12 protein-coding genes are annotated in these 13,566 nt (G+C 49.0%); 7 read left to right on the top strand and 5 right to left on the bottom strand.

Going from position 1 to position 13,566, the window contains the following annotated elements; translation table 11 throughout:
• Window positions 1-26 precede the first annotated feature (26 nt).
• From ACI0FR_RS11655 to ACI0FR_RS11630, 6 genes are all read left to right on the top strand, one after another.
• Window positions 27-1,163 carry an ABC transporter substrate-binding protein gene (locus ACI0FR_RS11655; protein ID WP_404907620.1) on the top strand — a complete coding sequence of 379 codons (1,137 nt, stop codon included), beginning with the start codon at window positions 27-29 and terminating at the stop codon, window positions 1,161-1,163.
• 164 nt (window positions 1,164-1,327) lie between these two features.
• On the top strand, window positions 1,328-2,248 hold the full coding sequence (locus ACI0FR_RS11650; protein ID WP_374832647.1) for a branched-chain amino acid ABC transporter permease: 921 nt from the start codon (window positions 1,328-1,330) through the stop codon (window positions 2,246-2,248).
• 9 nt (window positions 2,249-2,257) lie between these two features.
• Window positions 2,258-3,238 carry a branched-chain amino acid ABC transporter permease gene (locus tag ACI0FR_RS11645; protein WP_374832645.1) on the top strand — a complete coding sequence of 327 codons (981 nt, stop codon included), beginning with the start codon at window positions 2,258-2,260 and terminating at the stop codon, window positions 3,236-3,238.
• On the top strand, window positions 3,231-3,980 hold the full coding sequence (locus ACI0FR_RS11640; protein WP_374832643.1) for an ABC transporter ATP-binding protein: 750 nt from the start codon (window positions 3,231-3,233) through the stop codon (window positions 3,978-3,980). The genes ACI0FR_RS11645 and ACI0FR_RS11640 overlap by 8 nt, the downstream gene beginning before the upstream one ends.
• Window positions 3,981-4,664, top strand: a complete 684-nt coding sequence (locus ACI0FR_RS11635; protein ID WP_374832641.1) for an ABC transporter ATP-binding protein — start codon at window positions 3,981-3,983, stop codon at window positions 4,662-4,664.
• A 181-nt stretch (window positions 4,665-4,845) separates the two neighbouring features.
• Window positions 4,846-6,618: an SLC13 family permease gene (locus ACI0FR_RS11630; protein ID WP_374832639.1), complete on the top strand. Its 1,773-nt coding sequence runs from the start codon at window positions 4,846-4,848 to the stop codon at window positions 6,616-6,618.
• Window positions 6,619-6,686: 68 nt separating this feature from the next.
• Here ACI0FR_RS11630 and ACI0FR_RS11625 read toward each other — a convergent pair whose 3' ends face one another.
• From ACI0FR_RS11625 to ACI0FR_RS11605, 5 genes are all read right to left on the bottom strand, one after another.
• On the bottom strand, window positions 6,687-7,436 hold the full coding sequence (locus ACI0FR_RS11625; RefSeq protein ID WP_374832731.1) for an ABC transporter ATP-binding protein: 750 nt from the start codon (window positions 7,434-7,436) through the stop codon (window positions 6,687-6,689).
• An 11-nt stretch (window positions 7,437-7,447) separates the two neighbouring features.
• The gene (locus tag ACI0FR_RS11620) at window positions 7,448-8,221 is read right to left on the bottom strand and encodes an ABC transporter ATP-binding protein (protein ID WP_374832637.1); all 774 of its coding nucleotides are present in this window, start codon (window positions 8,219-8,221) and stop codon (window positions 7,448-7,450) included.
• 12 nt (window positions 8,222-8,233) lie between these two features.
• Window positions 8,234-9,373: a branched-chain amino acid ABC transporter permease gene (locus tag ACI0FR_RS11615; RefSeq protein WP_404907616.1), complete on the bottom strand. Its 1,140-nt coding sequence runs from the start codon at window positions 9,371-9,373 to the stop codon at window positions 8,234-8,236.
• A gap of 6 nt (window positions 9,374-9,379) precedes the next feature.
• On the bottom strand, window positions 9,380-10,408 hold the full coding sequence (locus tag ACI0FR_RS11610) for a branched-chain amino acid ABC transporter permease (protein ID WP_374832633.1): 1,029 nt from the start codon (window positions 10,406-10,408) through the stop codon (window positions 9,380-9,382).
• A 91-nt stretch (window positions 10,409-10,499) separates the two neighbouring features.
• Window positions 10,500-11,843: a substrate-binding protein gene (locus ACI0FR_RS11605; protein ID WP_374832631.1), complete on the bottom strand. Its 1,344-nt coding sequence runs from the start codon at window positions 11,841-11,843 to the stop codon at window positions 10,500-10,502.
• Between the two features lie 178 nt (window positions 11,844-12,021).
• Here ACI0FR_RS11605 and ACI0FR_RS11600 point away from each other — a divergent pair, with 178 nt between their 5' ends.
• Entirely contained in the window at window positions 12,022-13,563 is a 1,542-nt protein-coding gene (locus tag ACI0FR_RS11600) for a helix-turn-helix domain-containing protein (RefSeq protein ID WP_374832629.1), read from the top strand.
• Window positions 13,564-13,566: the final 3 nt, after the last annotated feature.

The following is a 13,566-nucleotide window of genomic DNA, read 5'->3' as shown; positions in this document are numbered from 1 at the left end:
ATAAAATAAATGTTGAGGGGAAAAATATGAAAAAACTTACATCAGCTTTTCTAGGGCTTAGCATGCTGCTTTCAGGCACAGCTTTGGCCGAACCGATTAAAGTGGGCATGATTACCACTTTGTCGGGTGGCGGGGCAGGGCTTGGCGTTGATATTCGCGACGGCTTCTTGCTGGCTTTAAAACAAGCCGGCAATAAGGATATTGAAATCGTTGTTGAAGATGACGCGCAAAAGCCGGAATTGGCGGTGCAAATTGCCGATAAAATGATCCAGAGCGACAAGGTGGACATTCTCACCGGTATCGTCTGGTCAAATTTGGCAATGGCTGTAGTACCGGGTGTTGTGGCGCAGGATAAGATCTACATCTCCACCAATGCCGGACCTTCGGCACTGGCTGGTGAAAAATGCAACCCGAACTATTTCAATGCGGCCTATCAGAACGATAATTTGCATGAAGCCGTTGGCAATTACGCCAATGATGCAGGCTATAAAAAGGCTTTCATCCTCGCGCCAAATTATCCTGCAGGCACCGATGCTCTGACGGGTTTCAAGCGTTTCTTCAAGGGTGAATTGGCTGGCGAAGTTTACACCAAAGTTGGCCAGACTGATTATGCGGCGGAAATTGCCGAAATTCGTGCCTCAGGTGCAGATTCGGTCTATTTCTTTTTGCCCGGAGGCATGGGCATTGCTTTTATGAAGCAATATTCACAGTCCGGTGTTGATATACCGGTGATGGGACCAGGTTTTTCTTTCGATCAGGACGTGTTGGCAGCGATTGGCGATGCAGCTCTGGGCGTGAAAAACTCGTCGCATTGGTCAAAAGACCTCGATAATGAAGCCAACAAGAAATATGTCGAAGCTTTTAAAACCGAGTTTGGGCGAATCCCGTCGCTTTACGCAACCCAAGGTTATGATGCCGCCAATTTGATTTTGTCTGCGGCTGCAAAAGCCAGCATCAAAGACAAGGAGGCTTTCCGCGCGGCGCTTAAGGAAGCAGATTTTGACAGTGTTCGCGGCAAGTTTAAATTCGGTAATAATAATCACCCGATTCAGGATATTTACATCCGCGAAGTGATTAAGGAAGACGGTGTCCTGACCAATAAGATCATTGCGACATCCTTTACCGATCATCAGGATGCTTACGCTTCCGAGTGTAAAATGTAAAAACGCTGTGGTCTCAAGCGTTTAAATCCAAGCCATCAAGGCGTGCGGATTGAGTTCTTACTCAATCGCATGCCTTGACCACCTGATTGTTTAACGTATTGATATATCAGGTTTTACGGCAGGCGCTTAAACAGCCTTCCCACATTTAACCACAGGATGATCGTGTGTCGCTGGCTCTTATTATTGAACAGCTCCTCAATGGCCTGCAATTTGGCGTTATGCTCTTTTTGATGGCGGCAGGACTGACCCTTATTTTCGGTGTGATGGGCATTATCAATTTGGCTCATGGCTCGCTTTTCATGATTGGCGCTTTTGCTTGTGCAGCAGTTGCAGCCTATACCGGCTCATTCTGGATCGGGCTGATGGCAAGTCTGGCAGGCGCTGCCGCTGCCGGCGCGCTGATGGAAATAACCATTGTGCGCAGGCTTTACGGGCGCGATCATTTGGATCAGGTTTTGGCAACTTTCGCGCTGATTTTGATTTTTTCTGATGCAACGCGCTATGTTTTCGGCTCATTTCCACTTTATCTCGACATACCGCCGCTGTTGCAAGGCTCGGTTATATTGCCGGGTGGCGCGCATTATCAGCTTTATCGCTTGGCAATTATCGGCGCTGGTATTTTGGTGGCGCTTGGGCTTTTTCTGCTTATTAATAAAACGCGTCTTGGTATGCGTATTCGTGCAGGTGAAGCGGATCGTGAAATGATCAGCGCATTGGGCGTAGATATAGCCAAGCTGAACACGATTGTTTTTGCACTTGGTGCAGCACTTGCTGGTTTTGCCGGTGCGCTGGTGGGGGCTTTGCAATCAGTGCAAGTCGGCATGGGAGAGCCAGTGCTTATTCTTGCCTTTGTGGTGATTGTGATTGGCGGCATTGGTTCGATAAAAGGTGCGCTTTATGCGGCCATTTTGGTGGGCGTGGTGGACACAATGGGGCGTTTCTTGCTGCCAAAACTCTTTGCCTTGTTCATTCCGCCGTCACAAGCTTCTACAACGGGTACGGCGCTTGCTTCGATGCTGATTTATATCGTTATGGCGATTATTCTGACTTTCAGGCCAAAAGGCCTGTTTGCGACAGAGCGATAGGGAAGTGTGATGAAAACAGAAACTCTTCTCAATCTTTTCTTACTTGTTGCTTTGCCGCTTGTAGCCGTGATTGCACATATAATCGGCGAGCCGTTTTATGTGAACCTCACCACGCGAATTGCCATTTTGGCATTGGCCGCGACGGGCTTGAATCTGGCGCTTGGCCTTGGCGGTCTGGTTTCCTTTGGTCATGCGGCGTTTTTTGGTATCGGCGGCTATGTGGCGGGTATTTTCGCCACGCATGTGATGTCTAGCACCTCATTTATGGAATGGCCATTTGCCATTGGCGCAACCAACCAGATGCTGGTGATCTGGATTGTCGCGATGCTGGTAGCAGGCCTGACAGCGCTGGTGATCGGTACGATCAGTTTACGCACCTCCGGCGTGTATTTCATCATGATTACGCTCGCTTTTGCGCAAATGGTTTATTATTTCGCCATTTCATGGCCAGCCTATGGTGGCGAAGACGGACTATCCATACCGGTACGTAATACGTTCTTCGGCATCAATACATTTGCGCCGCTCAATTTGTTTTTAATTGCTTATGGCGTTTTGATCGCAGTGATTTACGGGTTTTGGCGGCTGACAAATTCGCGTTTTGGTGCCGCCTTGCAAGGTGCACGCCAAAATGAAACACGATTGGCTTCCATCGGTATCAAACCGTTCCAGATCCGTCTTACAGCATTTGTATTGTCTGCCATGATTACCGCTCTTGCAGGAGCGCTTTTTGCCGATCTGAACCGCTTTGTCAGCCCGACGATGTTTTCGTGGCATATGTCGGGTGAGTTGATTGTGCTGATTGTTTTAGGCGGAACAGGGCGTTTGTTCGGTCCTTTTGCCGGTGCGGTGCTTTATGTGCTGTTTGAATTTGCTTTAGGCAGTACGGTGGAACATTGGCAGTTTTTCTTAGGACTGATTTTACTGGGCGTGGTGATGTTTGCACGCGGCGGTTTGATCGGACTTATTACGGGGAAGGCACGTCATGGCTGAACCAATTCTCTCAATTCAGAATTTAAACAAGTCGTTTGGCGCTCTCAAAGCCACTGATGATGTCAGCGTTGACTTACGCAAAGGTGAGATTCATGCGCTGATTGGGCCCAATGGAGCGGGCAAATCAACGCTGATTCATCAAATTGCGGGCACTTTGCGTCAGAACAGCGGGACAATTCACTTCAACGGTGCTGAAATTTCCGATCTTTCGGTTGCAGAGCGTGCTCAATGCGGCTTGGGTCGAACATTTCAAATCTCATCTTTGATGCCGGAATATTCAGCCCTTCGCAATGTCACTCTGGCGCTGCAAGCAAAGCAAGGTTCAAGCTTTCGTTTTTGGAAATCGGCTGTCACTGATCATGCGCTGGTGGATGAAGCCGAAGACATTTTGCAACGTGTCGGGCTTTATGAACGTCGTTTGGTGGTCAGTGCCGAATTATCGCATGGCGAAAGACGGCAATTGGAAATCGCGATTGTGCTGGCCTTGCAGGCAAAAGCTTTGCTTTTGGATGAACCGATGGCTGGAATGGGGCCGGAAGGCTCACTCGCTTTGACTGGTTTTCTTGATAAACTGCGTGATGAAGCGCCTATTTTGCTGGTTGAGCATGATATGGACGCTGTTTTCGCGCTCGCAGATCGCATTTCGGTGCTGGTTTATGGCCGTGTGATTGCAACAGGCAGTGTCAGTGAAATACGTAATAATCCGCTGGTGCGTGAAGCTTATTTGGGGGAGGGGCATTAAATGTTGCTGCAAATAGATCAGCTTGAGACATTTTATGGTGCTTCTCAGGCTTTGTTCGGTGTGGATCTCTCCATTGCCAAAGGTGAGGTGCTGGCGCTGATGGGGCGTAATGGCATGGGGAAAACGACCACGATCAGCTCTGTTTTCGGGCTTAATCCGGCCAAGCGTGGCAAAGTGGTTTTCAATGGCACCGATATCACCAGGCAAAAACCTTACAAAATTGCCCGTCTTGGCCTTGGGCTTGTGCCGGAAGGACGGCGGTGTTTTCCTAATCTTACGGTGAATGAAAATCTGCTGGCTTCAGCACGTCATGGCGAATGGACGATCGAAGCGGTTGGTAAGCTTTTCCCGCGCCTTGAAGAACGCGGACAGCAGTCCGCTCAAACATTATCCGGTGGCGAGCAGCAAATGTTGGCTATTGGTCGCGCTTTGATGACTAATCCAGAGCTGATCGTGTTGGATGAAGCAACGGAAGGTTTGGCACCAGTTATCCGTCAGGAGATTTGGAAAGCCATCCGTGCATTAAAAAACACCGGTCAATCCATCATTGTCGTGGATAAAACCTTGGCGGAATTATTGCCGGTCGCAGATCAGTGCGTGATTTTGGAAAAAGGTGTAACCGTTTGGCAGGGTACACCGGAAAATCTTGATGCGGATGTGCAGCAGCGTTATCTTGGTGTTTAATAAGCCATTGATAATATAAGATTTTAAATCGTGGTTTTATTCGAGCCAGCGTTGGCAAAGTATCTTATCGTTTATCTAAATATACGGTTGTGTCCTTCCTTTTTCAGAAAATCTTTCTAATTTCATTAATACTGAGGATGATTCTTCTCTGCCGTTCAGGCTGATACAGGGATTTTTATTGATGACATTACCCCAAATCCTGGCCACGGGCACAATTGCCTTGATGATGGCAGCCTTTTTCTGGGGCAAGTTTCGCTATGATCTGGTGGCGGTCTGTGCGTTACTGCTTGGCATTGCGGTGGGGGTTGTGCCATATGACAAGGCTTTTAGCGGTTTCAGCGATGAAATTGTTATCATTGTCGGCAGTGCTTTAATCGTTTCGGCAGGCGTGGCGCGCTCCGGTTTGATGGAAGCAGCGGTACAGAAATTTTTCCCGAAAGTTTCATCTGTGCGCATTCAGCTGATTATTTTAGTTGGCGTTGTGACGGTTTTGTCGGCCTTCATTAAAAATGTAGGCGCTTTAGCGATTATGATACCTGTCGCTTTCCAATTTGCCCGCCGCTCCAATGTGTCAGCTTCCGTGTTCCTGATGCCAATGGCTTTTGGTGCATTGCTTGGCGGTTTGATGACCCAAATCGGGACATCGCCAAATATTGTTGTGTCGCGTTTACGTGCTGAAATGGTGGGCGAAAGCTTCACCATGTTTGATTTTACCCCGGTCGGGGCTACATTGGCCGTGGTTGGTATTTTGTATTTGGCCTTTTTCTATAAGCTCATTCCGGAGCGCAAAAAAGAAAATGTTTCTGCAACGGATGCATTAGAGATCAGAAACTATGCTTCGGAAGCTAAAATTGCTAAAAATTCGAGTGTTGTTGGCAAAACAATCGTTGAGCTGATCAAGCCTGCAGAAGGCAATGCGATGATTACCGCGATTATTCGCGATGGTCGGCGCATTACGCCCCTGCCTGATCGCACCGTTTTGGAGGGCGATGTGGTTCTGCTGGAAGGGGATTCCAAAGCGCTGGATGCGGTTATCAGCAATGGCAAGCTGCAAATAGCGGAAGACCGTAACCCGAATGATACTGAGGGCTCTGAAGAGATTGAGGCAATTGAAGCGGTTATCGGTAAAAACTCGCCGCTGATTGGTTTGTCTGCACGCAATCTCGACCTTTACAGCCGCTATGATGTCAACCTTTTGGCTGTCAGTCGTCAGGAAGAACGTATTACCCAGCGTTTAGGCGAGGTTGAGTTCCGTTTTGGTGATGTGATCGTCTTACAGGGGCGAGCAAATATTTTGCCGCCATTGTTACGTGAATTCAGTTGTCTGCCGCTCGCCAAACGTACGATTTTGCTCGGCAGTGTGCGCCGTGGTTTGGTGCCGCTCGCCATTTTGATTGTCGCCATTATGACGACTGTTTTAGGGCTGTTGCCGGTTTCTATTGCGTTCTTTGCCGCAGCGGTGGCGATGATCTTGTTCAAAGTTATTCCGATTAACGAGATTTATTCGGCAATTGATGGCCCTATTCTCATCATGCTGGCCGCCCTCATTCCGGTCAGTGATGCTTTGCGCACGACAGGCAGCACCGATTTAATCGCTGAAGGGTTGTCGATGGTCGCTACCTATCTGCCGCCATCAGGCGCATTGGCGATGATTTTGCTGACTGCTATGGCTGTAACACCGTTTCTCAATAATGCTGCAACTGTGCTTGTGATGGCACCAATAGCCACCAGCTTTGCGGCGGGTTTAGGCTATAAGCCGGAAGCTTTTCTCATGGCTGTTGCCATTGGCGCTGGTTGCGATTTTCTAACACCGATTGGTCATCAGTGTAATATGCTTGTTATGAGCCCGGGTGGTTATAAATTTAGTGATTATCCGCGTTTAGGGCTGCCGCTTTCGGCAATTATTGCTCTGGTTGCAGTGCCAGCGTTGATTTTCTTCTGGCCGCTGACTTGAGGTTAAAAAATCCATTAAAAAGCCCGCATGAAAGTCATTTCATACGGGCTTTTTAATATTTAAGAGGCTTAGATTGCCAGATATTCGTTACGAAGCTCAGGATTATCAAGCAGTTCTTTGGCGCTGCCGCTAAAGACCAGCTCGCCGGAATCCAGAATGACTGCGCGATCAGAAAGACGAAGTGCAGCAACAGCATTTTGCTCAACGATAATGGTCGTAATGCCGCGCTCTTTAATATCGTAGACGATATTCTCGATCTCTTTGACGATCACTGGTGCCAAGCCTTCATAAGGTTCATCCAGCAGCAACAATTTTACATCGCGTGCAAGGGCGCGCGCAACGGCAAGCATTTGCTGCTCGCCACCCGACATGGTGATACCTTCTTGATTGCGTCGTTCGGCAAGGCGCGGAAAATGCGCGTAAATTTGCTCCAGGCTCCAGCCTTTGTTTGGCGCAATTTGCGCCAAAATCAGATTTTCTTCGACCGTCATGCCCTGTATGATCCGGCGATCTTCCGGCACTAATTGAATACCGGCCTGTGCGGCCTGATAGGATTTCATGGTGTGCAGCGGTTGGCCTTCAAGCCAGATTTCGCCAGCACGGGCTTCCGGCTCGGCCAAGCGTGCAATTGCGCGCATGGTAGAGGTTTTACCAGCACCATTTCGGCCGAGTAGCGCCAGAATTTCACCCTTTTTAATGTCGAGATTGACGCCTTGAACGATGTAACTCTCACCATAATAGGCGTGAAGATCCCGGATGGCGAAAAATTCCTGTGAAGGATCGGTATTATTGGCGGCAGAAATAGCCTCTTTTTTCATTGAGACAGCACTCATTCTTCAATCCCTCCCAAATAGGCCATTTTCACGCGCGGATCGTCTCTAATCGCTTCCGGCAAGCCTGTGGCGATGATTTTACCTTGTGCCAGCACTGAAATTTTATCGGCCAAAGAAAATACCACATGCATATCATGCTCGATGATAACCTTGGTCATGCCGGTCATTTTGATTTTCTTGAGCAGCTCAATCGTGGTGTTGGTATCGTGACGCGACATGCCGGCGGTCGGCTCATCCAAGAGCAATAAGCGTGGACGTTGGATTAAGCACATGGCAAGCTCCAATCGTCTTTTGTCACCACGGGATAAAACACCGGCCAAGCTTTCGCGGTGATTATAAAGGCCGATATCGTTGAGCAGAGCCTCTGCTTCATCGCGAATTTCGGCTTCTTTAGCGACAGAACGAAACATATTGACTTTAAATGCACCATCGCGACGGGCAAAGGCCGGTGCCATGACATTTTGCAAAACATCAAGATCGGCAAAGATCTCTGGCGTTTGAAAAACGCGGGAAATACCGAGCTGATTGATTTCATGCGGCTTTTTCCCGGTCAGAATGGTGCCGTCAAAGACGACTGCACCACTGCTTGGCGGAATGCGCCCGATGATCACATTGAGCAGGGTTGATTTACCGGCCCCGTTGGGGCCGATGATGGCATGGGTTTTGCCTTCTTCGATTTGTAGGTCAATGTCTGACAAAGCCTGCAAACCGCCAAAGTTTTTAAACACATCTGCTGCGTGCAGAACAATATTACCTGGTGTCTCACTCATGACAACATAATCCTATTCTGCGGGTTGGGGATGAAGGGCTTTAGCGGTTTTGGGGCTGGGCTTAAGCTTTTTTAACAAGCGTTGGTAGCCCTCAACCAAACCGCCCGGCAGGAACACGACGATCAGCACAAAGATCAGGCCGAGGGTCAGGTGCCAGCCTTCACCGACGAATTTGGAAAGCACGGTAACGACCACATTTTCCAAGCCGTCAGGCAGGAAGGAAAAAGCTTTATGCAGCGTGTTGATATTGATGGCCGAGAAAATATTTTCGAAATATTTGATCAGCCATGCACCAATCACAGGGCCGGTGAGCGTTCCGACACCACCTAAAATAGTCATCAAAACGACATTGCCGGATTCTGTCCATTTCATGCGCTCGGCACCAGCAATCGGATCGGTAACCGCGAGAAGAGCACCGGCAAGACCTGCAAACATACCCGAAATAACGAAGGCAGAAAGCATATAAGGCTTGGTGTTGAAACCGGTATAAACCATGCGGGTTTGGTTGGATTTGATGCCGCGCAACGCCATGCCAAAAGGTGAGGCAAAGATTTTTTGCGACAAATAAAAGGCCAAAATCAGCAAGCAAGCGGAAATATAGAAGCCGAAATAACCGTTGATTTCCATGCCGAACAAGGTTGGCGTCGGCAGACCTGCACCGCTGGTGGCGCTGCCGATCACTTTATCTAAAACCCGTGGATCATTACGAGCGAGCAACAGGCCGGTTTCACCATTGGTGATGGGGGTCAGCACAGAATAAGCCAGACTATAGCTCATCTGCGCAAAGGCGAGTGTCAGGATGGAGAAGTAAATGCCGGATCTGCGCAGGCTGAAAAAACCGATAATCAGGGCAAATAGACCAGCCATCACCACTGCGAGCAGTGTGGCGGGAATAATATCCATGGATAATAGTTTGAATGACCACACCGCGGTGTAAGAGCCGACGCCCAAAAATACTGCATGACCAAAGCTCAAATAGCCAGTGAGACCAAAGAGGATGTTAAAGCCGATAGCAAAGATGGCGTAGATGGCGAATTTTTGCATCAAACCCGGATAGGCTGCCCCGATGGGGGCAAGCCATAAAGGCATGGCAATCACAACCAGCGCAAAAATTGCAAGTGTAAGTGTGTCTTTTCTGGATAGTGAAAACATGGTTGATCAGGTCTCCATCACACCGCGGCGTCCCATTAGACCACGCGGACGTACCAGCAGAATAACCACAGCCACCAGATAGATAATGACTTGGTCAATGCCTGGAATAATTGATTTAATCTCGGTCATCGAAGCAAAAGATTGTAAGATACCGAGCAGGAAACCGGCAATAACAGCGCCTGGCAGCGAACCCATACCACCCACCACAACGACCACGAAGCTGAGGACAAGGAAGTCCATGCCGATATGATAGTTAGGCGGTAATAGTGGTGTGTACATAACGCCGGCAACACCGGCCACTACGGCCGCAAGCCCGAAAACCACGGTAAAGCGCCGGTCGATATCAATGCCGAGAAGCCCGACTGTTTCACGATCTGCCATACCAGCACGCACGACCATGCCGAAAGTGGTGAATTGCAAGAATGCAAAGACGCCGCCGATAACGGCTAAAGAGAAGACAAGATAAACAAGACGCCACCACGGATAGGTGAGGGTGTGCGCCTGCATGCCTATCCATGAACCGATATCAGCCGCACCGCGTAAATCCGACGGAACCGGCTGGGGTACTGGATTGGCACCGAAAAAGCTTTTGATGATTTCTTGCAGAACAATCGCCAGTCCGAAAGTGACGAGAATTTGCTCGGCATGGCTGCGTTTGTAAAAATGTTTGATCAGGCCGCGTTCCAAGACGATACCTATAATCAACATCACCGGAACGGCCAGTAGGATGGAAATGGGGACAGAATAATCGACAAGTACCGCACCGAAATCGCCGAGCCAGTTTTGCACTAGCGGCGTACGGATTTCTACCGGTGCGCCCCAAGGTGAGAGTTTCGTCGGGTCTGTGGTGACGACTTCCATCGTGATGAGATAGCGAAACATCACTGCACAAAAGCAGCCAAGCATAAATAAAGCGCCGTGAGCGAAGTTCACCACGCCCAGCGTACCAAAGACCAGCGTAAGGCCAAGGGCGATAAGAGCGTATGCACCGCCTTTATCCAGACCATTGAGCAATTGCGCAAATAACGCGTTCATATCTGTTCCTGCGGGTTAGAACCTTAAAAAGGTGAAAGTGATGAATCATCCGGCGCAAACCTGCGCCGGATAAAATGCCCGTTTTTAATGATCAGCAGGTTTTCGGGTCGTATGGGCCCAATTCACCGCCAAAAATACTTGGGTCATAAGTCACATCGGCGCGTGCGGCCTTGCCGACCACATTGAGAACGTCGAATTTGCTGGTCGGGTTTTCATTACCGCGCACCACAAGTACATCCTTGAAGCACTGGTGATCGCTGCCGCGATAAAGTGTAGGGCCGTTGCCCATACCGTCAAATTCAAAATCTTCCAGCGCTTTGATAACTTCCGGCGGATAGAATGTGCCGGCGCGTTCACAGGCATCAGCGTAAAGAATAGCCTGAACATAGCCTGTATGTGCGGACTGTGATGGCGGTGAACCATAGGCTTCACCATAGGCTTTGGTGAATGCTTTGGTGCCTTCATCATCAAGCGCCCAATGCCAGTTGGACGTACCGAAGATGCCTTTTACGGCTTCGCCGGCACCAACAGCCATCAATTCGGAGAACATCGGCACAACGATTTCAAAGTTTTTGCCGTTTGCTTGGCGGTCACGCAGGCCAAATTGCACTGCCTGCGGCAGTGAGTTGACCATATCATGGCCATAGTGGTTGAGGATCAGCACGTCCGCACCGGAGTTCATCACCGGTGTCAGATATTGTGAATAGTCACCCAATCCAAGTGGTGTGCGCACGGTTGCAACGGTTTCCCAACCAAGGGCTTCTGTTGCGGCTTTAATGGATTCTTCCTGTGTCCAGCCCCATGTATAGTCGGCGGTCAGGTGATAGGCGCGGCGTTCGCGGCCATATGCTTCAGCCAAGAAAGGCGCAATCGCGACACCGGACTGATAGGCGTTAAAGAAGTGACGGAAGCCGTAACGACGTTTGTCTTTACCGGTTGTATCATTGGAGTGGGTCAGGCCGGACATGTAAATCACGCCTTTTTCCTGACAAAGGCTCTGCACGGCGATGGCTTCACCCGATGTCACGGAGCCCGTCACCATGATGGCTTTATCACGCTCGATCATACGACGTGCGCCATCGCGTGCGGCGTCGGTGTTTGTTTGGGTGTCACCCGTTACAAATTCGACTTTTTTGCCTAAAATACCATTACCTTTCAAGGATAGTGGTTTAAGCGTATTGAGTGCGCCACCGTCACCTTCACCATTGATATGTTTAACGGCCAGCTCATAGGCTTTCAGCTGTTCCAAACCTTCTTCGGCGTAAGAACCGGTTTGTGGTACGATAAAACCGAAAACAGGGTTGCCGCTTCCGGGATTATTACAAAATTCCTCGGCCCAAGCGCCTTTGCTGAAAACCAGTGGTGTGCCGAGTGAGGTCACAAGACCAGCACCTGCACCCTTGATGACAGTACGCCTGTTGATACGAAATGACATATGAGCTCCTCCTCGAGCATAGTTTTTATGCTTATTGTTCCCAAGGATCAGTGTCGTTCAAAAGAAATATACTTCAATAACAAATTGATATTGCTATATGAATTTGTAAATATTATAGTTTTTGTAAATATTATTTTGTCAATAATTTACATGTCTGTTTTATCCTGTCGGAGCTATCATGCGCGCACCTATCGGCATACAGATCAGAAAACAAAGAAAAGCCACCGGACAATCACAGGCAAGTCTGGCAAAAGCCGTTGGCATTTCAGCCAGTTACTTAAATCTTATCGAGAGCAACAAGCGTGCGATTGGTGGCGCATTATTATTGCGTTTGGCAGAGCGTCTCAATCTGGATGTGGAGCATTTATCCGGTCGCAGCGAGCAACGGCAAATTTTGGCTTTGCAGGAAATTGCCACCGATCCGGTTTTAAGCAAAATTGACTTGAACACGATCGAAATGACAGATTTTGTTGCCCGTTATCCGGAAGCGGCAAAGGCAATTCAATTGCTTTATCAGGCTTATACGGATGCTAATGAAGATATGGAAGCCTATGCCAGCCGATTGCGTTCCGATCCGTTTTTGTCGGAAACGCTGCATGAAGTGCTGAACCGTATCGCCGCTATCCGTTCAAGCGCGGAAATCTTGTTCACCATGCCGGATTTAAATGCCACAGACCGGTACCGCTTTACCGGTATGATTAATAGTGAAGGTGGCAGTCTTACCAGCACTGTTCGCAATTTGGCCTCATATTTTGATGAATCGACCGCACGGCGCAAAGCAATTACGCCTTTGCAGGAGGTTGAGGAAGCTATTATTGGTTGGGAAAATTACTATCCAAGCCTCGAAGAGGCGGCTGTTGAATTGAGGCGTGAAATTGAAATCCACGGTGAATTTTCAGAAACAACCTTGACTATCGCACTGGAAAAAAAGCTGAAAATCCGCTGCAAGAAATGGGCGGAAAAGCAAAATGTCAGTTGGGGACATTGGTTTGATACTGCCAATGATACGCTTTGGTTTCGCGGCAATACAACTGCCGCAACACGGCAATTTCAGATGGCCAATCTTTATGCGGCCAAATTAACCCAAAGTTTGATTGCGGCGCAGGCTGACCTTTTCAACCTCTCGTCGCCGGAAGCGCGCTCCATCGCCGAGCATGCTTTGTCGTCATATATCGCTGGTGCGATTATGATGCCTTATGAGATGTTTTTCAAAGATGCAGAAGAACATCTCTATGACATTGATTTATTATCGCAAATTTATAACGCAAGCTTCGAGCAGGTGGCTCATAGATTGGTGACATTGCGGCGAAAAGGCCAGGAAGGTGTGCCATTCGGCTTTTTGCGTGCCGATATGGCCGGACGGTTGAGTAAACGTTTTCCGCTGCCTGGTTTCACATTGCCGGTTTCGGGGCATGGCTGTTTGCTTTGGCCGGTCTATGATGCTTTTGCCTCTAACAGTGCTATCAGACAAATTTCAGAATTTACCAATGGAAACAAATATTTGTTGATAGCCAAGGCCGTGCCGAAACGCGTGTCTGCCTTTGGTGAGCGACCATTGGTATTTTCGGTCATGCTGGCTTGCGATATTTTGCATGCCGACAGAACGATTTACGGCAAGGGTCTGGAACTCAGCGCTAAACCAGTGCCGATTGGCCCTTCGTGCCGCCTTTGTATCCGGTATGATTGCGGGCACCGGCAGGAACCGGCATCAGCACCTTGAATT

This window comes from Paenochrobactrum sp. BZR 201-1, from assembly GCF_044987585.2.
Taxonomy (GTDB): Bacteria; Pseudomonadota; Alphaproteobacteria; order Rhizobiales; family Rhizobiaceae; genus Paenochrobactrum; species Paenochrobactrum pullorum.
Note: the sequence above shows the minus strand (reverse complement) of the source record. Positions and strands in the feature narration are given on the sequence as shown.